A 19,956-nucleotide genomic window follows, 5' to 3' on the forward strand; every position below is an offset into this window, starting at 1 on the left:
GTCGCCGCTCTCGGCGGATTGGCAGGCCCATCATCGCCAGCGTCGCAGTAGCTGCTCTGCGCCGTCGGACAGCGACGCCACGATTTCGGCTGCGTCGGCCGGACGCCGCACCAGCCCCACACCCTGCCCGGCGTTGACGGGCGAGCCTCGCAACACGCGCTCCGGAACAGTCGCCGGCCATCGGTATCCGGCGGCGACGTCGTACTCGGTGGTGAGCTCGGTGGCGTCACCCTCTGCGGCCAGCAGGGCATCACGCGCCGGGGCCGGGGTCAGCGCCTCCGAGCAGGCGGCGAATGCCGTGCCGACCCAGGCTGCGCCCGCCCCGGCGGCCAGCACCGCGGCCACCGAGCGTGCCGATGAGATCCCGCCGGCGGCGAGCACCGGTACGTCGACCGCGTCGAGCACCTCGGCCAACAGCGGCAGAGTTCCGACCGTCGGCTCACCGTGGCCGCCGCCCTCGGCGCCCCGCGCCACCACCACGTCGACGCCGGCGTCGACCGCGCGCCGGGCGGCATCGACCGTCGCCACCTGGGTCGTCACCGTCAGCCCCACATCGTGCGCCCGACGCACCCAGTCCCAGTCCTCGCCGAAGCTCACGCTCAGCAATGCCGGCCGGACGGCCAGCGCGACTTCGAACAGGTCCGGCCGATCCTGGGCGACCCAGTGCACCAGGCCAATTCCGAATCGCTGCCCATCGAGTTGTGTCAATTCAGCAGCCAGTTGCTCAGCCGTCGCCGAACTGCCCATTCCCACCATGCCAAGGCCTCCGGCGGCCGAGACCGCGGCGGCCAACCGGCCTCCTGCAGCACCGCCCATCGGCGCGTTGACGATTGGTACGTCGATGCCGATTGACTGCGACCATGTGGTTGCCAAGCTCACAGCCCGCAATGTTACGTCGTTGTTACAATGACAACTGCCAGCACATGGCACCGGACGAGGCGCACCCGTACCCGGCCAGCGACAAGACGGGGTGTTTGGAGGTGTGCCATGGCTTGGCTGATTCTCGTCGTATCCGGTGTCCTCGAAGCTGTCTGGGCGACCGCCCTGAGCAAGACCGAGGGCTTCACCCGCCTGGTTCCGTCACTCGTGTTCTTTGTGGCCCTTGCGTTCTCGATGGCCGGACTGGCCATCGCGATGCGCAGCCTGCCCCCTGGTACCAGCTATGCGATCTGGGTCGGCATCGGGGCGGTACTCACTGTCGGGTACGCCATGATCACCGGTGCCGAATCCGCTTCGGTGATCAAGATAGTGCTCATGCTCGGCGTCGTCGGCTGCATCGTCGGCCTGAAGGCCGTCAGTCACTAGCGGCGCAGTAGCCGCGAAAGCCCGAGGGCGCCAATGGCTCCCATCGCGGCGGCGGCCAACGCGCCGGACACCCCGATCCCCTCGTGTACCTGCACCCTGGTGACGATCTGCGCGGGGTCCGGTGGTGGCACCGGCGCCTCGGCCAGGCTCTCCCTGGAGGTTGCCGCCCAGGCCGTCGCGAACAGGATGAGCCGCGCGGTGACGTAGGCGAACACCATCAGGCCCAGCACCGGGCCGAACGTCGCCCCGGCGGGGCCGGTCAGCACAGACTGCAGGTAGATCGACGCGACCTGCTTGAAGATCTCGAAACCCACGGCGGCCAGCAGGCCGGCGCGGACAGACCGGCGGAAGGGCACCGGTTCGCGCGGCAACCGGGAGATGATCCAGGTGAACAACAACCACGAGATCGAGACCGACACCGCGATCGAGATGACGCGCAACCCGCTACCGAGTACCGCGCCGTCATGAAGGCCGATCCAGCGCAACACCTTCCGCATCAGTGCGGGGTCGCCGAGGACGGTCAGTCCGATGGTGATCACCATCGCCAAGAATGCCGACACCAAGGCGAAGAGATCTGAGAGCTTGTTGCCGACGAAGTTGGACTCGGCGTGTTGCTCCCACATCTGGCTGAGCGCCTCACGGAGGTTGGCCATCCAGCCCAGGCCGGCCCACGCCGCGGTCGCGAGGCCGATCACGCCGACCGTGCCGCGCGAGGCAATGGCCGAGTCCATCAGGGTGACCAGTTGCTGGCCGAGGTCACCGGATACTGTCTGACGGATCCGGTGCTCGATTTCTTCGAGCAGATCCGGACGGCGCGACAGCAGAAAACCTCCCGCGGCGAAGCCCACCATCAGCAGCGGGAACAGCGCGAAAATCGTGAAATAGGTGATGCCAGCGGCGTAGAAGTTGCCGTTGCAGTCGTTATAGCGCTCTTGCGCCCGCATCACATGGTCGAACCAGGGAAAGCGTGTGCGGACCCGTGCCAGTAATCCCGGCTTCTCCGCCTCGTTCACTGCCGACCCCTCCCCTGGCCCTCATCACGTTTGCTGGAGAAACCCTATCCTGTCGTAAACCCGTGCGAGGGTCTTCCCCGCGACCTCTCGGGCGTGTCCTGCCCCGGCGGCCAGAACCGACTGGAGTTCGGCCGGATCGGCCAGCAATTCGTCCACCCTGGTCTTGATCGGCGTGACGAACTCGACCACGGCCTCGGCGGTCTCCTTCTTCAGATCGCCATAGCCGCGGCCGGCATAGCCCTCGACCAGCTTGTCGACATCCGTGCCGGTCACCGCGGACTGGATGGTCAGCAGGTTCGAGATGCCGGGCTTGTTCTCCTGATCGAACCGGATCTCGCGCTCGCTGTCGGTCACCGCGGAGCGGATCTTCTTGGCCGTGGCCTTCGGGTCGTCGAGCAGGCTGATCAGCCCGGCATCGGACGCCGCGGACTTGCTCATCTTCGCCGACGGATCCTGCAGGTCGTAGATCTTGGCCGTCGCCTTGGGGATCATGGCCTCGGGCACCACGAAGGTGTCGGGGAATCGCGCGTTGAACCGCTGCGCGAGGTCGCGGGCCAACTCGAGATGCTGACGCTGGTCCTCCCCGACCGGAACCAGATCGGTGTCGTAGAGCAGGACGTCGGCGGCCATCAGCACCGGATAGGTGAACAGACCGACCGTCGTGGCGTCCGCACCCTGCTTCTGCGACTTGTCCTTGAACTGCGTCATGCGCGATGCCTGGCCGAAGCCGGTGAAACACCCCAGCACCCAAGCCAACTGGCTGTGCTCGGGCACGTGGCTCTGGACGAACACGGTGCTGCGCGCCGGGTCGATGCCCAGCGCCAGGTACTGCGCGGCAGTCACCAGCGTGCGCCGGCGCAGGGTCTCGGGGTCCTGCGGCACGGTTATGGCGTGCTGGTCGACGACGCAGAAGAACGCCTCGTAACCGTCCTGCAGCTGCGCCCAGTGCGTGACGGCACCCAGGGCATTGCCGAGGTGCAGGGAGTCGGAGGTGGGCTGGGCGCCCGAGAATACGACCTGTTTGCTTCCGCTACTCATGATGTTCCGATTTTCGCACTGCCGTCATTCGGATTATTCAGGGGTCAGCTGCTGCAGGATCCGCAGGAACGCTTTCCGATCGTCGGCGGAGAGCTCGCCCAGCCAGCGTTCCTCCCCGTGCTGGATCTCCCGCTGGGCTGCATCCTTGACCGCGCGGCCCGCGGCGGTGATGCCCAGCAGCCGCACCCGCCGGTCGTCGGGGTCGGCCTCGCGCTCGATGAAGCCCTGATGTTGCAGGTCATCGAGGGTGCGGATGATGCGCGTCTTGTCGGCGCCGATCGCCTCGGCCAGCGCCGCCTGCGTCCGCATCGAGGACCGGTCCAGGGCGAGCAGCACGACATAGCCCCACATCGTCAGGCCGTGGGCGTCCAGCACCGGCTGCTCGGCGGCCATCAGGTCCCGCATCAACGGGGCGAGCATGGCTGCCAGATCCGGGCGCTTCGACATCGGCTCATCGTAGGCGTTGCGATATCGTACGCTGCCGCTTATCGTATGCTTATGCCTACCATTGAGACTGATCTACGTCCCCTTCACCGCGTCGCCGTTCTGCGCTCCGTCGAAGCCGTCGACGCGGTCCACAGCTCCGACCTGGACCGCCCGACGCCGTGCGCGGAGTGGACGCTGGCCGACCTCCTGGCGCACATGACCGTGCAGCACCGTGGGTTCGCCGCAGCCGCCCGCGGAAACGGTGCCGACGAAGCGGTATGGGAGGTGGCGACGGTGACCGACGCCGTACGCGCCGACCCAGCCGGCACGTACGCCGCTGCCGCCCACGACGTGCTCGACGCGTTCGCAGCCGACGGAATCACCGAGGCGACGTTTGCCTTGCCCGAGTTCGGACCGGGTGCGACGTTCCCCGGCGCTTTGGCGATCGGGTTCCACCTTGTGGACTACGCGGTCCACGGGTGGGATGTCGCAGCCGCCCTGGGGTCGCCCTATGAGCTACCGGCCGATGTGGTGACCGCCGTGCTGCCACTGGTCATGGCGATCCCCGACGGCGACTTCCGCGACACTGCAGCCTCACCGTTCGACCGCGCCGCCAATGACTCGGCGGCAACCGATTTCGAGAAGATCCTGGCCCACCTGGGCCGTCGTCCGCACTGGCGTCAGCCGTAGCTGACCGTCACCGGTGAGTGGTCCGACCACCGCAGCGCGTACAGCTCGGCCCGGTCCACCCGCGCCGACGTCGCCCTGACAGCCAGCGTCGGGCTCGCCAGGTGATAGTCGATGCGCCAGCCGGCGTCGTTGTCGAAAGCCTTGCCGCGCCATGACCACCAGCTGTAAGGCCCGGCCCTGTCGGGGTGCAGCACCCGGACCACATCCACCCAGCCGGTGCCCAAAAGCTCGGTGAGCCAGGCCCGCTCACTCGGCAGGAAGCCGGCCTTCTTGACGTTGCCCTTCCAGTTCTTGATGTCGTTCTCGGTGTGGGCGATGTTCCAGTCGCCACACAGCACCGCGTCACGGGCCTGCAACTCCGCCATCCGGGCTGCGATGGCTGCCATGAACCGTTCCTTCTCCAGCTGACGGTCCGTCTCGGCCTCCCCGGTCGGCACGTACAGACTGGCCACCGTCACTCCCGCGGTATCCACCTCGAGGTAGCGCCCGTGTGCCTCGAACTCGTCGGAGACCAGCAACCGCGACGCGTCGATGGGATGCCGGGACAACACCGCAACCCCGTTGCGGCCCTTGACATGCGGAACGGCCGAAGCCAGGTTCCAGCCGTCGGCCAGGGCCGGGGTCAGGGCATCGTTGAGCTGCTCATCGTCGGCCCGGGTCTCCTGCAGACACACCACGTCGGCGTCGGTTTCCTTCAGCCAGGGCAGCAGGCCGAGATTGTCCGTGGACCGCTGTTTGACCGCGGCGCGAATGCCGTTGACGTTGATGGTGCTGACGGTCAGAGGTCCCGGAGATGCCACGGCCCCTGACGGTACCGGGCCGCACCGACGGTGTTTGTCACACCCTTGCGGTACCGGCGGTATCACCATAATGTCGGGCGGCATGGCTGAACGTGCACCCATCCATCTCGGATCGGGCGAACCCATCCTGCTGCTGCATCCGTTCCTGCTGTCACAGAGTGTGTGGAAGTACGTCGCACCCCAACTCGCGCAGACCGGGCGTTACGAGGTGTTTGCGCCCACCATGGCCGGCCACCACGGCGGCGCACATGCACCGATGCTCCTCGACGTCGCCTCGTTGGCCGACGACGTCGAACGCCGGCTCGACGCGCTCGGCTGGACCACCGCGCACGTCGTCGGGAACTCGCTGGGTGGCTGGGTGGCATTCGAACTGGAACGCCGCGGCCGGGCCCGCACGCTGACCGGCATTGCGCCCGCCGGCGGCTGGTCGATGTTCACGCCCGCCAAATACGAGATCATCGCCAAATTCATGGCAGCCTTACCGGTGGTGCTCGCGACCACCGCGTTGCGTCAGCAGGTGCTGAGACTGCCGCTGTCCAAGCAGATCTCGTACCTGGCCGTCAGTGCGACGCCCGACGTTCTCAATGCCGGCGACCGACACGATCTGATCGATGACGTCGCGCACTGCCCGGCGTACTTCAAGCTCATGGTCAAGGCGCTGACCACCGCCGGGCTGATGGAGATCGGCGATTCGCACACCCCGACCCAACTGGTGATCTGCGAGAAGGACCGGGTGCTGCCGGCGCCACGATTCACCCGGCACTTCACCGCCAGCCTGGCGCCCGACGCGGTCGTCACGACCTTGAAGGGGGTCGGACACGTCCCGATGTTCGAGGCACCCGACACCATCACCCGGGTGATCACCGAATTCGTGGACCGGCACGTCGGCCCGACGCGCGCGACCGGGTGATCGACCATGCGCGTAGGGCATCCAGTCTGCGCACAGATCGAAAAATCGGGCGTTTTGACGATCTGAACGCAGTCTCGACGATCTGAACGCAGATTCGGCGCGGCGCTTGTTCAGCTGCCGCGCCGAATCTCTACCGCCTAAGCGTTCTCGGCAGCCGCCAGGACGTCGTTGAGCGTCTTGCTCGGACGCATCACCGCAGCGGTCTTCTCGGCGTCCGGGTAGTAGTAGCCGCCGATGTCGGCCGGCTTGCCCTGGGCCGCATTGAGTTCGGAGACGATGGCCTGCTCGTGCTCGCCGAGCGTCTTGGCCAGCGGCGCGAAGTGCGCGGCCAGCTCCTTGTCCTCGGTCTGCTCGGCCAGCGCCTGCGCCCAGTACAGCGCGAGGTAGAACTGGCTGCCGCGGTTGTCGAGCTCCCCGGTCTTGCGGGACGGAGACTTGTTCTCGTCCAACAGCTTTCCGGTCGCGGTGTCGAGCGCGGTGGCCAGCACCTTGGCTTTCTCGTTGTCGAGCTTGTTGCCCAGATCTTCGAGGCTGGCCCCCAGCGCGAGGAACTCACCGAGCGAATCCCAGCGCAGGTGGTTCTCCTCCACCAGCTGATGGACATGCTTGGGCGCCGAACCACCGGCACCCGTCTCGTACAGGCCGCCACCGGCCATCAGCGGCACGATCGAGAGCATCTTGGCGCTGGTGCCCAGCTCCAGGATCGGGAACAGATCGGTCAGGTAGTCGCGCAGGATGTTTCCGGTCGCGGCGATGGTGTCCTCGCCACGGACCACCCGCTCGATCGTGTACCGCATTGCCCACACCTGCGGCATGATCTGGATGGTCAGGCCCTCGGTGTCGTGGTCCTTGAGGTACGCCTTGACCTTCTTGCGCAGCTCGACCTCGTGCGGGCGCTCGGTGTCCAACCAGAACACGACCGGCATGCCGGACAACCGCGCGCGATTCACGGCCAGCTTCACCCAGTCGCGGATCGGGGCGTCCTTGACGATCGGCATCCGCCAGATATCGCCCTCTTCGACTTCCTGGCTCAGCAGCACCTCGCCGGAGTCGATGTCGGCGATGTTGACGACACCGGCCTCGGGGATCTCGAAGGTCTTGTCGTGGCTGCCGTACTCCTCGGCCTTCTGCGCCATCAGACCGACGTTGGGCACGGTGCCCATCGTGGTCGGATCGAACTGACCGTGGGTCTTACAGAAGTTGATCATCTCCTGGTACATCCGGGAGAAGGTCGACTCCGGGTTGACGGCCTTGGTGTCCTTGGTGCGGCCGTCGGCGCCGTACATCTTGCCGCCGAGCCGGATCATCGCCGGCATCGACGCGTCGACGATGACATCGCTGGGCGAGTGGAAGTTCGAGATGCCCTTGGCCGAATCGACCATGGCCAGCTCGGGGCGGTGCTCGTGGCAGCGGTGCAGGTCCTCGATGATCTCCTCACGCTGCGAGGCCGGCAGCGCCTCGATCTTGCTGTAGAGATCCGACAGACCGTTGTTGACGTTGACGCCGAGCTCGTCGAACAGCTTCTGGTGCTTGGCGAACGCGTCCTTGTAGAAGATCTTGACCGCGTAACCGAACACGATCGGGTGGCTGACCTTCATCATGGTCGCCTTCACGTGCAGAGAGAACATCACGCCCGTCTTGTAGGCGTCCTCGATCTGCTCCTCGTAGAAGTCGCACAGAGCCTTCTTGCTCATGTACATGCTGTCGATCACGTCGCCCTCGTCGAGCTTCACCTCCGGCTTGAGCACGATGGTCTCGCCACCGGCGGTGACCAGCTCCAGGCGCACATTGCGGGCCTTGTCCAGGGTCATCGACTTCTCACCGTGGTAGAAGTCGCCGTCCTTCATGGTCGCCACGTGGGTGCGCGAGGCCTGGGACCACTCGCCCATGCTGTGCGGGTGTTTGCGCGCGTACTCCTTGACCGCCTTGGGCGCGCGACGATCCGAGTTACCTTCACGCAGAACGGGGTTCACCGCGCTACCGAGGATTTTTGAATAGCGATCGCGGATCGCCTTCTCCTCGTCGGTCTTCGGGTCGCCCGGGTAGTCGGGGATCGCGTAACCCTTCTCCTGCAACTCCTTGACCGCGGCCATGAGCTGCGGAACCGAAGCGCTGATGTTGGGAAGCTTGATGATGTTGGTGTCGGGCAGCTGGGTGAGACGGCCCAGCTCACCGAGGTTGTCCGGGACCCGCTGGTCCTCGGTCAGGTAATCGCCGAATTCGGCCAGGATGCGGGCCGCGACCGAGATGTCACTGGTCTGGATATCGATACCGGCCGGCTCGGCAAAGGCACGGACGATCGGCAAGAAGGAGTACGTCGCAAGCAGCGGCGCCTCGTCGGTCAGCGTGTAGATGATGGTCGGCTGCTGGGCAGTCATGGTTGCTCTCCCGGCGTCAGTCTGGGCTCGACGAGGATCACTCGTTCTCACCCGCGGTTATTCGCTGCTCTGTATCGCGGGCCAGACTACAAGGGCGCCGACGGCCGCGAAGGAGCAGCTTTCATTACTGACCAGTAACTTTGGCTTACGTTCGGGCGTCCAACACCTCCACGCACCCGCCCAACCGAACGTGTTTCAGTCCAGCCCGCGCAGAACGGGCAAACACCCCGGGCAACCGACTGGCACGGCCTCAGCGCGTTGCGATAAGCTGCAGGCCGGTCATGAGTGTCAGCATCAAGCCCCGGCTTGCTGGCCGGCAACCCTCCAACCGCGGTGGGGTGCCCCGGGTGATGACCAGGTTGAGCAGTCGTTCGCGGCTGCAAGGCAAGCGCGGGTCCGAAGGTACGGGCCCCAGACAGACAGGGAAACCTGATGGAGGCCACCCATATGTATGTGTCCGTGAATTGCTGGTGTCTGCTGCCTGTCGTCGCTGACGACAGGCGCGACGCCCAGTAGCCGACCACACCCCTACCTTCCTCATCCCCTCACCGGAGGAGACACCAAGCCATGACAACCCCAGAGAGCGTCAACTGGTCGTTCGAGACCAAGCAGGTCCATGCCGGCCAGACGCCGGACAGCGCCACCAACGCCCGGGCCCTGCCGATCTACCAGACCACGTCGTACACATTCCGCGACACCGACCACGCCGCCGCCCTGTTCGGGCTGGCCGAGCCGGGCAATATCTACACCCGCATCATGAACCCCACCAACGACGTGGTCGAGCAGCGCATCGCCGCACTCGAAGGCGGCGTCGCCGCGCTGCTGCTGTCCTCCGGGCAGGCCGCCGAGACCTTCGCCATCCTCAACCTGGCCGGCGCCGGTGACCACATCGTGTCCAGCCCGCGCCTGTACGGCGGCACGTACAACCTCTTCCATTACACGCTGCCCAAGCTCGGCATCGAGGTCAGCTTCGTCGAGGACCCCGACAACCTGGACAGCTGGCGGGCGGCTGTACGGCCCAACACCAAGGCCTTCTTCGCCGAGACCATCTCCAACCCCCAGATCGACATCCTCGACATCCCGAACGTGTCCGCCGTGGCACACGAGAACGGTGTCCCGCTGATCGTCGACAACACCATCGCCACGCCCTACCTGATCCAGCCGATCGCCCTCGGCGCCGACATCGTGGTGCACTCGGCGACCAAGTACCTGGGCGGCCACGGCTCGGCGATCGCCGGTGTGATCGTCGACAGCGGCAACTTCGACTGGACGCAGGGCCGCCACCCCGGCTTCACCACCCCGGACCCCAGCTACCACGGCGTGGTGTTCGCCGAGCTCGGGGCGCCCGCCTACGCACTGAAGGCCCGGGTGCAGCTGCTGCGCGATTTGGGGTCGGCCCTTGCGCCGTTCAACGCCTTTTTGATCGCGCAGGGATTGGAAACGCTGTCACTGCGTGTTGAACGCCACGTGGCCAATGCACAGAAAGTCGCCGAGTACCTTGCCGGGCACTCCGGCGTCACCTCGGTGAACTACGCCGGACTCCCCACCTCGCCCTGGTACGAACTGGGTCAGAAGCTCGCGCCGAAGGGCACCGGCGCGGTGCTGGCGTTCGAGTTGGCCGGCGGTGTGGAGGCGGGCAAGGCGTTCGTCAACGCACTGACGCTGCACAGCCACGTCGCCAACATCGGTGACGTGCGCTCCCTGGTGATCCACCCCGCCTCCACCACCCACGCACAGCTCTCCCCTGAAGAACAGCTGTCCACCGGCGTCACGCCCGGTCTGGTGCGGTTGGCAGTCGGCATCGAGGGTATCGACGACATCCTGGCCGACCTGGAGCAGGGATTCGCCGCCGCCCGTCCGTTCAGCGGCGTCGCGCAGACTGCGGCGACGGTGTAGGACGGCGAGAGAAGACCGGCATGACGATCACCGAAGAACCGGCCGTGTCCACCCTCCCGTTGCCTGCCGAAGGCGAGATCGGCGTAGTGCACATCGGTGCCCTGACGCTCGAGAACGGCACCGTCCTGCCGGACGTGTCGATCGCCGTGCAGCGATGGGGCGAGCTGTCACCCGCACGCGACAACGTGGTGATGGTGCTGCACGCGCTGACCGGCGACTCCCACGTCACAGGACCGGCCGGCGACGGCCACCCGACCGCAGGCTGGTGGGACGGGGTGGCCGGACCGGGCGCCCCGATCGACACCGACCAGTGGTGCGCGATATCGACCAACGTCCTCGGCGGCTGCCAAGGCTCCACCGGTCCGGGTTCCCTTGCGCCCGACGGAAAGCCCTGGGGCTCAAGGTTTCCCCAGATCACGATCCGCGACCAGGTCGAGGCCGACCGGGCCGCACTGGCCGCCTTCGGCATCACCGAGGTGGCCGCGGTGGTCGGTGGCTCGATGGGTGGAGCCCGGGCGCTGGAATGGCTCGTCGCGCACCCCGACGAGGTACGAGCCGGGCTGGTCCTGGCCGTCGGCGCCCGCGCCACCGCCGATCAGATCGGCACCCAGAGCACCCAGGTCGCCGCGATCAAGGCCGATCCGGACTGGCAGGGCGGTGACTACTACGGCACCGGCCGGACACCGCTGGCCGGCATGGAGATCGCCCGGCGTTTCGCGCACCTGACCTATCGCGGCGAAGAGGAACTCGACGACCGCTTCGGCAACGATGCCCAGGGCGACGAGGACCCGACCACCGGCGGGCGTTACGGAGTGCAGAGCTACCTGGAATACCAGGGCGGCAAACTGGCCCGCCGATTCGACCCGGGCACCTATGTGGCCCTCTCGGATGCGCTGTCCACCCACGATGTGGGCCGCGGTCGCGGTGGGGTCGCCGGCGCACTGAGCGGTTGTCCGGTGCCCGTCATCGTCGGCGGGATCACCTCGGACCGGCTCTACCCCATCCGGCTACAGCAGGAACTGGCCGAGTTGCTGCCCGGCTGCAACGGCCTCGACGTCGTCGACTCGGCCTACGGCCACGACGGCTTCCTGGTCGAGACGGAGGTGGTGGGCAAGTTGGTCCGCCGCACACTGGAGCTGGCACAGCGGTGAGCTCGCCCAAAGCGCGTTCCCTGTCCTTCGGCTCAGAGGCCGCAGCCTACGAACGCGGCAGGCCGTCGTATCCACCGGAGACGATCGACTGGCTGCTTCCCGAGGGTGCCCACGATGTGCTGGACCTGGGCGCAGGCACCGGCAAGCTGACCACCCGGCTCGTCGAACGCGGACTGGACGTCATTGCCGTCGACCCGATCCCGGAAATGCTTGAGCTGCTGTCGAACTCACTGCCGGACACCCCGGCACTGCTGGGCACGGCCGAGGAGATCCCGCTGGCCGACAACAGCGTCGACGCGGTGCTGGTGGCCCAGGCCTGGCACTGGTTCGACCCCGAGCGGGCCGTGAAAGAGGTCAGCCGGGTGCTGCGCCCCGGCGGCCGGTTGGGCCTCGTGTGGAACGCCCGCGACGAGCGGTCGGGCTGGGTCAAGGATCTGGGCCGCATCATCGGGCCCGAACATGATCCGTTCAACGACGAGGTGACACTGGCCGAGCCGTTCTCCAGAGTCGAACGCCACCAGGTCGAGTGGACGAGTTACCTGACGCCCCAGGCGCTCATCGATCTGGTGGCGTCGCGCAGCTACTGCATCACCTCACCGGAGCAGGTCCGCACCCGAACCCTGGAGCAGGTCCGCGAACTGCTGGCCACCCACCCGGCCCTGGCCAACTCTTCGGGCCTGGCGCTGCCTTACGTCACGGTCGGGATCAGAGCCACCCTCGCCTGAGGTCAGTCAGGCGCCTGCGATGAACTCGCCGATGACGGCCGTGCCCGGGCCGGGCCGCGCGCCCGGTCCGCCCGTGGCGGTGGCCGTGTCGGCACGGAGTTCTCCACCGCACTGCGCACACACAGTCTTCGCCGTTGTGACACAACCACATTCGTTGTGAACAAGCAGGGCCGGTGGGCCATCCGGCCCGGCCTGCCACTTGTCTCCCCACGCCAGCATCGTCACGATCACCGGGTAGAGGTCGCGACCTTTGTCGGTGAGCAGGTACTCGTACCGCGGGGGCGCGCTCTGGTACTGCCGCCGTTCCACGACTCCGTGACCTTCGAGGTCGTCGAGACGCGCAGCCAGGATGTTCGACGCGATACCGAGGTCGCGCCGGATGTCCTCGAACCGGGCCAAACCCGCGAACAGGTCTCGCAGGATCAACGGGGTCCAGCGTTGCCCGACCACATCGACAGCACGCGCAATCGAGCACGCGATATCACCGAAGGACTGTTTGGGCACACTTCAACGGTAGTCCATTGCGAATTGCAATGAACTGGGATTAGGGTGGGTTGCAATTCGCAAGCGACTGAGGGATGTGGCGATGACAACGAAGACAGACTCGGTCACCGCGTTCTGCGAGGCCACCCGCACCAACGACGTCGACCGGCTGATGACCACATTGGCCCCGGACGCAGAACTCGTCTCCCCGCTGTCCGGTCGGATGGTCTTCCGTGGGCACGACGATCTCCGCGCTCTGCTCACCGCGGTATACGGCGGTCTGCGAGAGCTCGCTTGGCAGGAGCCGATCGGCGAAGGCCCGACGCGCGTGGCGGTCAGCGAAGGCAGGGTTGCAGGCGTCACCATCACCGATGCGCTGGTATTCGAGCTCGATGACAACGGCCAGATTCGGCGACTGCGCCCACACCTGCGGCCGTGGCTGGCGACCACGGTGTTCGCCCTCCTACTCGGACCGAAGATCGCCCGCCGCCCCGGCGTCCTGCGCCGCGCCCTCAGGCGCTGAGCGCCGCCAGATCTGTCTCCTGGCCGAACCAGCGCTGCAGCGCACCGCGGAGTCGGTCTTGGTCGCTCTCGGCGAATTCGTCTGCGGCCCAAGCGACGTAGCCGTCGGGCCGAATCAGCATCGCTGCGGCCGGCGGTTTGGCCGCTGTCGCCACTTCGACGTCGAGCCGGTCGCCCCAGCCCTCGATAGCGTCCGCGCAGTCGCCGCCGGACAAGTCGAGCAGCAACGGCCTGCCCGACTGCAGCAGCTCCGCAATCCGGCGCCCGTCGTCCAGGACGAAATCGGGCACGAAATATCCGGACAGCCGATGCTCGTCGCCGACGTCGTAACGGACATCCGACCCGGACAGCACCCCGGCGATGTGCGCCGAGCCGTCCGGCGTCGCCAGGAGCTCACCGAAAAGCGTTCGCAGTGCGGTGACTTCAGGACCGGCAGCCATCAGGGCGGCCTGGGCCATGGAGTGCATCATCACCCGCTGCCCCGCCGGCCACCGCTCGCTGTGATAGCTGTCCAGCAGACCGTGGGGCGCCCCACCCCGCACGGCGGCCGCCAGTTTCCAACCCAGGTTCATGGCATCCTGCAGTCCCAGGTTCAGACCGGGACCGCCCATGGCCGAGTGCACGTGGGCGGCATCGCCCACGAGGAAGACGTTACCCACGCGGTATTGCGCGGCCTGGCGGGTGTTCTGACCGTTGATCCGGCGCAGCGCATGCGGCCCTGGCCAGTTCGGCGGTTGGATCGGCAGGTCGGCCCCGACCACCCTTTTCGCGCTTGCCCGCAGCTCGTCGATCGTGAGCTCCGGCGCATCGTCGGGAAGGATCGAACCGTATTCGATGGTCCCGACCATCGAGTGTCCCGGCTGGAATTCGGCATAGATGAGAACTCCACCATCGAATCGATTGTGCCCGAATGGGATCCGCCCCACGCCCGGGAGGTTCAGCGCACCGTCGCCGCTGCGAACTTCGTCCGGCACGCTGACGTGGGAGACACGGGCGATGACGTCCGTGGTCAGCCCGGGAAACTCGATGCCGGCCTTCTTCCTGACCGGACTGCGGCCCCCGTCGGCGCCGACAAGGTAGGTGGTCGACAATCGATAGTTGCCCGCGGGCGCGGCGACGTCCACGGTGACGCCATCGGATTCCTGCTGGAGATCGACGAGCTCATGCCCCCAACGGATCTCGACACCCAGGCCTTGCACCCAGTCCACCAGCTGGCGCACCACCTTGGGCTGTTGAATCAACATGCCGTACATGGGGTTCTCGACGACATCGACGAACGGCACCTGCATGCCCGCGAAGATGTAGCCGCCCATCGGCTCCGGAGGCTCGTCCGATCCACTGAGCTTCCGATACAGACCCCGCAGGTCAAGCACACGGTTTGCCTGTCCGACAATGCCATTGGCCTTGAGGTCGGGGCTGGGCTCGGCCAGTTGCTCGAGCACCACCGGCCGTATCCCGGCCAGGGCCAACTCCCCCGCTACCAGCAGGCCGTTGGGGCCCGCACCCGCGATGACGACTTCCACCTGATCTTTCACTTGCTTCCTCCCGGTTCAGGTAGGCCCGCGGCCACTGCCGCGAACCCTTGGCGCAGCAGTGACGTGAAAGCCACTGGCGGATCAGAGATCCCGTACTCGTCCATCGCGACATCGCCGACCGCCCGCACCACGGCGGCCACCAGCCGCGGATACATGTCGCGTTGCGGGTCGGTGCCGGTCCGCTCGGCGATCACGGTCACCCACTCGTCGGACATCCCCCGGAAGGTGGCATCGCGGATCTCGGGGATCATCAACAGTTTTCGGACCTCAGCCAGCTGCTGGCGGGTCGGCAGTGCATGCTCCGCACCGTAGACGTCGGACATGTCGGCGTCCAAGGGTTCGAGCACCGATTCGGTGATGGCGGTCCACAGCGGCTCGTCAGCGGGACGCGCGCGCAGCATGTCGATACTGCGCCGCATGCGTTCCTGCTGCCGGTAGGCCAGCGCGTCGTACTTGCCGGCGAAGTAGTTGGTAAAGGTGCGCAGCGAGACCCCGGCCAGGTTGGCGATGTCTTCGCGGGTGATGTTCTCCAGTCCACGCTCGAACGCCAGGGTCAGCGCCGCATCGCTGAGCGCCCGTCGGGTGTCGAGCTTCTTGCGTTCCCGCAGTCCCGGTTCCATGCCACCACGGTAAACCAAATATTGCCTACTGGGCAATATTGCCTGCTGGGCATTTCCTGTGAGAATGTTGGTCGCCAAAATAGCCAAAATGGCTAAAATGGCCATATGGCTACCCTGACTTTCCGTAACCGCGCCGGCGAGCTGGTCGACGTACCGTCCGTGGCGGCCACCCGGTTCAAGAACGAGTTCGCCGCGATCGTCGAACAGGCCGCCCTCGGTGGCGCCGTCACGATCACCAAACACAATGCCCCCAAGGCGGTGCTGATCTCCTACGCCGAATTCGAGGCGCTCACCCGGGCCAACGCACCGGCCCTCGACGAACTGACCGACGAGTTCGACACCCTGCTGGAACGCATGCAGACACCGGAATCCACGGCGGCCATGGCGGCAGCCTTCGATGCCACACCCGAACAACTCGGAGCCGCCGCACAATCGGCAGCACACCAAGGCTGAGCCCGTCAGGTGCCTTGCATCTACGTCCTTGCCGGCGTCAACGGCGCCGGCAAGAGCAGTATCGGCGGTGCCGCCATCCGGTCCTTCGGAGGCGACTATTTCAACCCCGATGAGGCCGCCCGCGAGTTGATGGCCGCCAATCCTCAGCTCGACCAGACCCGGGCCAACAGCCTGGCGTGGCATCAGGGCAAGCGACTGCTGGAACGCGCCGTCGCCGAAAAGCTCGACCTGGCCATCGAATCCACACTCGCCGGCAGCACCATCCCCCGACTGTTGACCGAAGCCGCCGCCGAAGGCTTCGAGGTGCGGATCTGGTACGTCGGGCTGGCCTCCCCCGAACTGCACATCGAGCGGGTGCGGCACCGGGTGGGCACCGGCGGTCATGACATCCCGGAATCCTCGATCCGGCGCCGATGGCGGCACAGCAGGCAGAACCTCGTCCAGCTGCTCCCGGTGGTCACCGAACTGCGCGTCTACGACAACTCCGCCGACGCCGATCCGGCCGGTGATCATGCGCCGCTGCCGGTCCTGGTGCTGCATGTGGCCCGCGGTGAGATCGTCGGTCCCGCCGATCTGTCGAACACCCCGGAGTGGGCCAAGCCGATCGTGGCGGCCGCGCTGAAACTGGGTTGACCACCGGACCCCACCGCCTAGCCGCGGCCGACTCGGTCTCCTCGTTGTCCGGGCTCTGCGGATGGGAGCGCTCTTTTGACGATCTTGCCGGTGGGGTTGCGTGGAAGCTCATCGAGAAAGACGACGTGTCTGGGGACTTTGAAGCGTGCGAGGTTGGCCTTGACATGGTCGCGGATGTCTTGAGCGGTGAGGTGCGCGCCGGAGGCGGGTACGACATAGGCGCACAGTCGTTGTCCGAACTGATCATCGGCGATGCCGATGACGGCGGCTTCGACGATGTCGGGGTGGGCAGTCAGGGTCTCTTCCACTTCCGCGGGGTAGATGTTTTCCCCGCCCGACACGATCATGTCGTCGTCGCGGCCGTCGATGAACAGCAGTCCGAGCGAGTTGAGGTGGCCGACATCGCCGCTGGCCATGAGACCGTTGATGGTGTTCTTGGTGCGGCCGTCGGTATATCCCTGGAACTGGAAAGAGTTCGCGACGAAGATGCGGCCGGTTTCGTCCGGCCCCAGAAGTTCACCGTTGTCTCCCCGGATCTCCACGCGCGCACCGCGAACGATCGAGCCGACGCTGCCTGGTTCCCGTCGCAGCTCGTCGGGAGTCGCAATCGTCGCGTACGCGACTTCGGTGGAGCCGTAGAGGTTGTAGAGCACCGGGCCAAACGCCTGCATTGCGCGTCGGCACAGCGATGCCCCCAGCTGGGAGCCGGCCACGAAGATGATGCGCAGGTGCGAGAGATCATGTCCCTGGCGAGGATTCGGCTCGGTATCCAGCAACCGTTGCAGCATGATGGGTGCGACGATCATTGCGGTCGCGCGATGCCTGGCGAGGCTGTCCAGCGTGGCGCGGGCATCGAACCGCCGGCGGATGATCAACGTGGACCCGAACGACACAGCGAGGATGGCGTGGGTGAAACCGAGGGCGTGGAACATGGGCACACAGCATTCGGTGACTTCCCGCCCGCGGAACGGCACTTTGGCCAGCAGACCGCCCATGGGTGTCAATGACCGCGGGTCGGGCCGCTGCGCGCCTTTCGGAGTACCGGTGGTGCCGCTGGTCAGGATGACGACGCTGGCGTGCTTGCCGGGTGCCGGCACAACACCTGGGTCGCCGGTCTCGATGAGGGATTCCAGTGTGTCCGGTCCAGCGTCGTCTGCCCAGGACCGCCACCTACCGAAGGCGAATCGGTCGAGACCGCCAACACTGTCGGTGTACTCGTCGTCGTGTACGAGCAGGTCGACTTCCTCCCGCTCGACCACTGCCGCGACCTGCGGCCCGGCGAAATCGTAGTTGAGCATCACAATCCGGACGCCACATTTGGCCGCGGCGAACACTGCATCGAGTAGCCCCCGATGGTTGCGGCACATGATTCCGACGCAGTGTTCGGCTCGCAGGCCTTGGGATCTCCAGGCATTGGCGATGGCGTTGGATCGCGCATCCACTTCGGTGTAGGTCAGCGGGCCGCGTTCGTCGATGAGTGCAGTCAGTTCACGATGCCGCAGGGCGGATACGGTCGCGATGGCGCCGGTGGTGCCGAAACTGCGGATGGCATGGACGGCGGTGACCGCGGCAGACGGCGGCAACGGACCGAGAGCACCGGCCTGAAGGCAGGCGAGAAGTGCACGGCCTTCATCCACCGCGCGGATAGCTTTGTCAGACAACATCATCTAGGCCACCTGTGAGTCGTTGATGATATAGCCGACGGGTCGCCGGGTCGGCTTGTGTGAAGGCAGAGTCAAGACCGACAAAGCGATCAACACGCTGGCGTAGGGCAAACGGCAGCAGGCTTCTGACCGCGACTACCGAATCGAGGGAGCGTGGCACGGACACTCGTGTCCGCCGTGTTGCCACCACGGAGGTGATGGCCCGCGCTACGTCTTCGGGCTCGACGGCGGCGACGCGTCCCATCCACCGAGGATAGTGCGCGCCTGCCGACAGTTCGGTCCGAACCACCCCCGGCAGGACCACGGCCACATGGATGCCGTTGCCGGCGAACTCTTTTGCCACGGACTCACTGAACATCACCACGGCGGCCTTGGTCGCCGAGTACGTGGCGATGGCCGGAGCACCGAAAAGACCAGCCAGAGAGGCGACATTGACGATGCTCCCCGGCTGCCGGTGCTGTCGGAAACGGCTGGCCGCCAGCCGTGTCCCGGTGATCACGCCGCGCAGGTTGACCGCGATCAGCCGATCCGTCATCGCTTCATCTTCCTCGAAAAACGCTCCGGTCGGCATGATGCCGGCGTTGTTGACGACGACGTCGAGCCCTCCCATCGCTGTTCTGGCCTGGTCGAGGAAGTCGGCAAACGCTGCCGCGTCCGTGACATCCAACGGCAGTCCCGTCACCGAGGGACCGAGCTGAGCGGCGATGTCTCGGCAGTGGGCGCCGTCGAGGTCTCCTATCGCAACGTCTGCTCCCGCGGCTTGGAATGCCGCGGCGGTGGCGCGGCCGATGCCGCGAGCACCACCTGTGATGGCGATCTTTCGTGGAATCACGTAGTGCGGCCTTTCATCTCATGCCGACTGGGTGTCACGGACAATCCCGACCAGGTCCTGCAGTGCCACGAAAACCCGGTCGGGAGCGTCCAGTTGGGGGCAATGGCCCGCGTTGTCGAGAACATTCAGTCCCGCCCTGTCGATCGCAGTCGCGAGTCGGCGTGCCGCGGCAAGCGAGACGATGGGGTCAACGCGTCCATGCACGACCGTGGTCGCGCATCTCACCACGGGCACGATGTGGACAGCGTTCACCTCTGTGACGATTTCTCGGGCCAGGTCCAAGAGCTGCATTCGCTGAGAACGATGCTGGAGTTGGTCGGTGAGCAGCCGGATCATCACGGGGTCGACCGCAGCTCGTTTGTCTCCGTAGAGACAATGTCTGGCGATCACGTCAGATATCCGGCGCAGAACCGGCGCCGGTGCGGGTGCCGCGCCTAGCCAGCCCAAGCGCCGCCCGGCCGCGAAGGCAAGCGCCCGGCCCATGGGGGTCCAGCCAAATCCGGCCGCGTTGACCGGCATCACAGCTCCGACGCGGTCGTCACCGGATCTGGCGGCCGCGCGCACGGCGAGCAGACCGCCGAGCGAGTTGCCGACGACCACGGCCGGCGAAGGGGTGCCATGCCGGTCGACCAACTCATCGACGAATCTGTCGAGCTGCGGTAACCGCGGACCCGCACGAAACGGGTCCGCGGCACCGAAACCGGGCAGATCCGCGGCCACCGCGGGGATACCGGCTGCCGCGCAACGTTGCAGAAGTGCCTGCCACGCATCTGCGGGATGCGCAAAGCCATGCAACAGAATGACTTTCGGACCAGCCCCGGTGACCGACAGTTCCCGTGTCCGGTATCCCGCATAGGTGGCGCTGTCGATCGTCACCATCCG

21 protein-coding genes and 2 riboswitches are annotated in these 19,956 nt (G+C 66.4%); of the genes, 9 read left to right on the forward strand and 12 right to left on the reverse strand.

Annotated elements, in window-relative coordinates:
- Positions 1 to 30: 30 nt before the first annotated feature.
- The gene (locus AB0I14_RS11230) at positions 31 to 888 is read right to left on the reverse strand and encodes a nitronate monooxygenase (RefSeq protein WP_358020325.1); all 858 of its coding nucleotides are present in this window, start codon (positions 886 to 888) and stop codon (positions 31 to 33) included.
- A 22-nt stretch (positions 889 to 910) separates the two neighbouring features.
- Positions 911 to 975, forward strand: a riboswitch (guanidine-III (ykkC-III) riboswitch).
- Between the two features lie 12 nt (positions 976 to 987).
- Between AB0I14_RS11230 and AB0I14_RS11235 the strand changes: the two genes are divergently transcribed.
- Positions 988 to 1,305 carry an SMR family transporter gene (locus AB0I14_RS11235; protein WP_358020328.1) on the forward strand — a complete coding sequence of 106 codons (318 nt, stop codon included), beginning with the start codon at positions 988 to 990 and terminating at the stop codon, positions 1,303 to 1,305.
- Here the strand turns inward: AB0I14_RS11235 and yhjD are convergent.
- Genes yhjD through AB0I14_RS11250 form a run of 3 tightly spaced genes read right to left on the reverse strand, consistent with a single transcriptional unit; the run spans position 1,302 to position 3,803 of the window.
- Positions 1,302 to 2,318, reverse strand: a complete 1,017-nt coding sequence (gene yhjD, locus AB0I14_RS11240) for an inner membrane protein YhjD (protein ID WP_358020331.1) — start codon at positions 2,316 to 2,318, stop codon at positions 1,302 to 1,304. The two genes, AB0I14_RS11235 and yhjD, sit on opposite strands and share 4 nt — an antisense overlap.
- A gap of 24 nt (positions 2,319 to 2,342) precedes the next feature.
- The gene (gene trpS, locus AB0I14_RS11245) at positions 2,343 to 3,356 is read right to left on the reverse strand and encodes a tryptophan--tRNA ligase (RefSeq protein WP_358020334.1); all 1,014 of its coding nucleotides are present in this window, start codon (positions 3,354 to 3,356) and stop codon (positions 2,343 to 2,345) included.
- A gap of 33 nt (positions 3,357 to 3,389) precedes the next feature.
- Positions 3,390 to 3,803 carry a MarR family transcriptional regulator gene (locus tag AB0I14_RS11250; RefSeq protein ID WP_358020337.1) on the reverse strand — a complete coding sequence of 138 codons (414 nt, stop codon included), beginning with the start codon at positions 3,801 to 3,803 and terminating at the stop codon, positions 3,390 to 3,392.
- A gap of 51 nt (positions 3,804 to 3,854) precedes the next feature.
- On the opposite strand from AB0I14_RS11250, the gene AB0I14_RS11255 reads away from it, so the two are divergent.
- Entirely contained in the window at positions 3,855 to 4,472 is a 618-nt protein-coding gene (locus AB0I14_RS11255; RefSeq protein ID WP_358020340.1) for a TIGR03086 family metal-binding protein, read from the forward strand.
- Here the strand turns inward: AB0I14_RS11255 and AB0I14_RS11260 are convergent.
- A complete protein-coding gene (locus AB0I14_RS11260) occupies positions 4,463 to 5,254 on the reverse strand; it encodes an exodeoxyribonuclease III (protein WP_358021244.1) in 792 nt (263 codons plus the stop codon). The two genes, AB0I14_RS11255 and AB0I14_RS11260, sit on opposite strands and share 10 nt — an antisense overlap.
- 100 nt (positions 5,255 to 5,354) lie before the next feature.
- Between AB0I14_RS11260 and AB0I14_RS11265 the strand changes: the two genes are divergently transcribed.
- A complete protein-coding gene (locus AB0I14_RS11265) occupies positions 5,355 to 6,182 on the forward strand; it encodes an alpha/beta hydrolase (protein ID WP_358020343.1) in 828 nt (275 codons plus the stop codon).
- A 137-nt stretch (positions 6,183 to 6,319) separates the two neighbouring features.
- Here AB0I14_RS11265 and AB0I14_RS11270 read toward each other — a convergent pair whose 3' ends face one another.
- Positions 6,320 to 8,560: an NADP-dependent isocitrate dehydrogenase gene (locus tag AB0I14_RS11270; RefSeq protein WP_358020346.1), complete on the reverse strand. Its 2,241-nt coding sequence runs from the start codon at positions 8,558 to 8,560 to the stop codon at positions 6,320 to 6,322.
- 277 nt (positions 8,561 to 8,837) lie between these two features.
- Positions 8,838 to 8,957: riboswitch (SAM riboswitch) on the forward strand.
- A 170-nt stretch (positions 8,958 to 9,127) separates the two neighbouring features.
- Here AB0I14_RS11270 and AB0I14_RS11275 point away from each other — a divergent pair.
- The 3 genes from AB0I14_RS11275 to AB0I14_RS11285 are packed head-to-tail and all read left to right on the forward strand — an operon-like array spanning position 9,128 to position 12,332.
- A complete protein-coding gene (locus AB0I14_RS11275; protein ID WP_358020349.1) occupies positions 9,128 to 10,456 on the forward strand; it encodes a bifunctional o-acetylhomoserine/o-acetylserine sulfhydrylase in 1,329 nt (442 codons plus the stop codon).
- A 20-nt stretch (positions 10,457 to 10,476) separates the two neighbouring features.
- Entirely contained in the window at positions 10,477 to 11,607 is a 1,131-nt protein-coding gene (locus AB0I14_RS11280; protein ID WP_358020352.1) for a homoserine O-acetyltransferase, read from the forward strand.
- Positions 11,604 to 12,332 carry a class I SAM-dependent methyltransferase gene (locus AB0I14_RS11285; RefSeq protein ID WP_358020355.1) on the forward strand — a complete coding sequence of 243 codons (729 nt, stop codon included), beginning with the start codon at positions 11,604 to 11,606 and terminating at the stop codon, positions 12,330 to 12,332. The genes AB0I14_RS11280 and AB0I14_RS11285 overlap by 4 nt, the downstream gene beginning before the upstream one ends.
- 6 nt (positions 12,333 to 12,338) lie before the next feature.
- On the opposite strand, the gene AB0I14_RS11290 is transcribed toward AB0I14_RS11285, so the two are convergent.
- On the reverse strand, positions 12,339 to 12,836 hold the full coding sequence (locus AB0I14_RS11290) for a helix-turn-helix domain-containing protein (RefSeq protein ID WP_358020358.1): 498 nt from the start codon (positions 12,834 to 12,836) through the stop codon (positions 12,339 to 12,341).
- 82 nt (positions 12,837 to 12,918) lie between these two features.
- Here AB0I14_RS11290 and AB0I14_RS11295 point away from each other — a divergent pair, with 82 nt between their 5' ends.
- Entirely contained in the window at positions 12,919 to 13,338 is a 420-nt protein-coding gene (locus tag AB0I14_RS11295; RefSeq protein ID WP_358020361.1) for a nuclear transport factor 2 family protein, read from the forward strand.
- On the opposite strand, the gene AB0I14_RS11300 is transcribed toward AB0I14_RS11295, so the two are convergent.
- On the reverse strand, positions 13,328 to 14,872 hold the full coding sequence (locus AB0I14_RS11300; protein WP_358020364.1) for an FAD-dependent monooxygenase: 1,545 nt from the start codon (positions 14,870 to 14,872) through the stop codon (positions 13,328 to 13,330). The two genes, AB0I14_RS11295 and AB0I14_RS11300, sit on opposite strands and share 11 nt — an antisense overlap.
- The gene (locus AB0I14_RS11305; RefSeq protein ID WP_358020366.1) at positions 14,869 to 15,492 is read right to left on the reverse strand and encodes a TetR family transcriptional regulator; all 624 of its coding nucleotides are present in this window, start codon (positions 15,490 to 15,492) and stop codon (positions 14,869 to 14,871) included. The genes AB0I14_RS11300 and AB0I14_RS11305 overlap by 4 nt, the downstream gene beginning before the upstream one ends.
- A gap of 105 nt (positions 15,493 to 15,597) precedes the next feature.
- Here AB0I14_RS11305 and AB0I14_RS11310 point away from each other — a divergent pair, with 105 nt between their 5' ends.
- Positions 15,598 to 15,945 (forward strand): type II toxin-antitoxin system Phd/YefM family antitoxin, encoded by a 348-nt coding sequence (locus tag AB0I14_RS11310; RefSeq protein ID WP_358020369.1) that lies wholly within the window; start codon positions 15,598 to 15,600, stop codon positions 15,943 to 15,945.
- A 9-nt stretch (positions 15,946 to 15,954) separates the two neighbouring features.
- On the forward strand, positions 15,955 to 16,578 hold the full coding sequence (locus tag AB0I14_RS11315) for a zeta toxin family protein (RefSeq protein ID WP_358020372.1): 624 nt from the start codon (positions 15,955 to 15,957) through the stop codon (positions 16,576 to 16,578).
- Positions 16,579 to 16,595: 17 nt separating this feature from the next.
- Here AB0I14_RS11315 and AB0I14_RS11320 read toward each other — a convergent pair whose 3' ends face one another.
- Genes AB0I14_RS11320 through AB0I14_RS11330 form a run of 3 tightly spaced genes read right to left on the reverse strand, consistent with a single transcriptional unit; the run spans position 16,596 to position 19,953 of the window.
- Positions 16,596 to 18,245: an AMP-binding protein gene (locus tag AB0I14_RS11320; RefSeq protein ID WP_358020375.1), complete on the reverse strand. Its 1,650-nt coding sequence runs from the start codon at positions 18,243 to 18,245 to the stop codon at positions 16,596 to 16,598.
- Complete coding sequence (locus tag AB0I14_RS11325; RefSeq protein ID WP_358020378.1) at positions 18,232 to 19,074, reverse strand: SDR family NAD(P)-dependent oxidoreductase; 843 nt, start codon at positions 19,072 to 19,074, stop codon at positions 18,232 to 18,234. The genes AB0I14_RS11320 and AB0I14_RS11325 overlap by 14 nt, the downstream gene beginning before the upstream one ends.
- Before the next feature lie 18 nt (positions 19,075 to 19,092).
- Positions 19,093 to 19,953, reverse strand: coding sequence for an alpha/beta hydrolase (locus AB0I14_RS11330; protein ID WP_358020381.1), 861 nt, complete (start codon positions 19,951 to 19,953; stop codon positions 19,093 to 19,095).
- Positions 19,954 to 19,956: the final 3 nt, after the last annotated feature.

Source organism: Mycobacterium sp. NPDC050441 (assembly GCF_040655355.1).
Lineage (GTDB): Bacteria > Actinomycetota > Actinomycetes > Mycobacteriales > Mycobacteriaceae > Mycobacterium.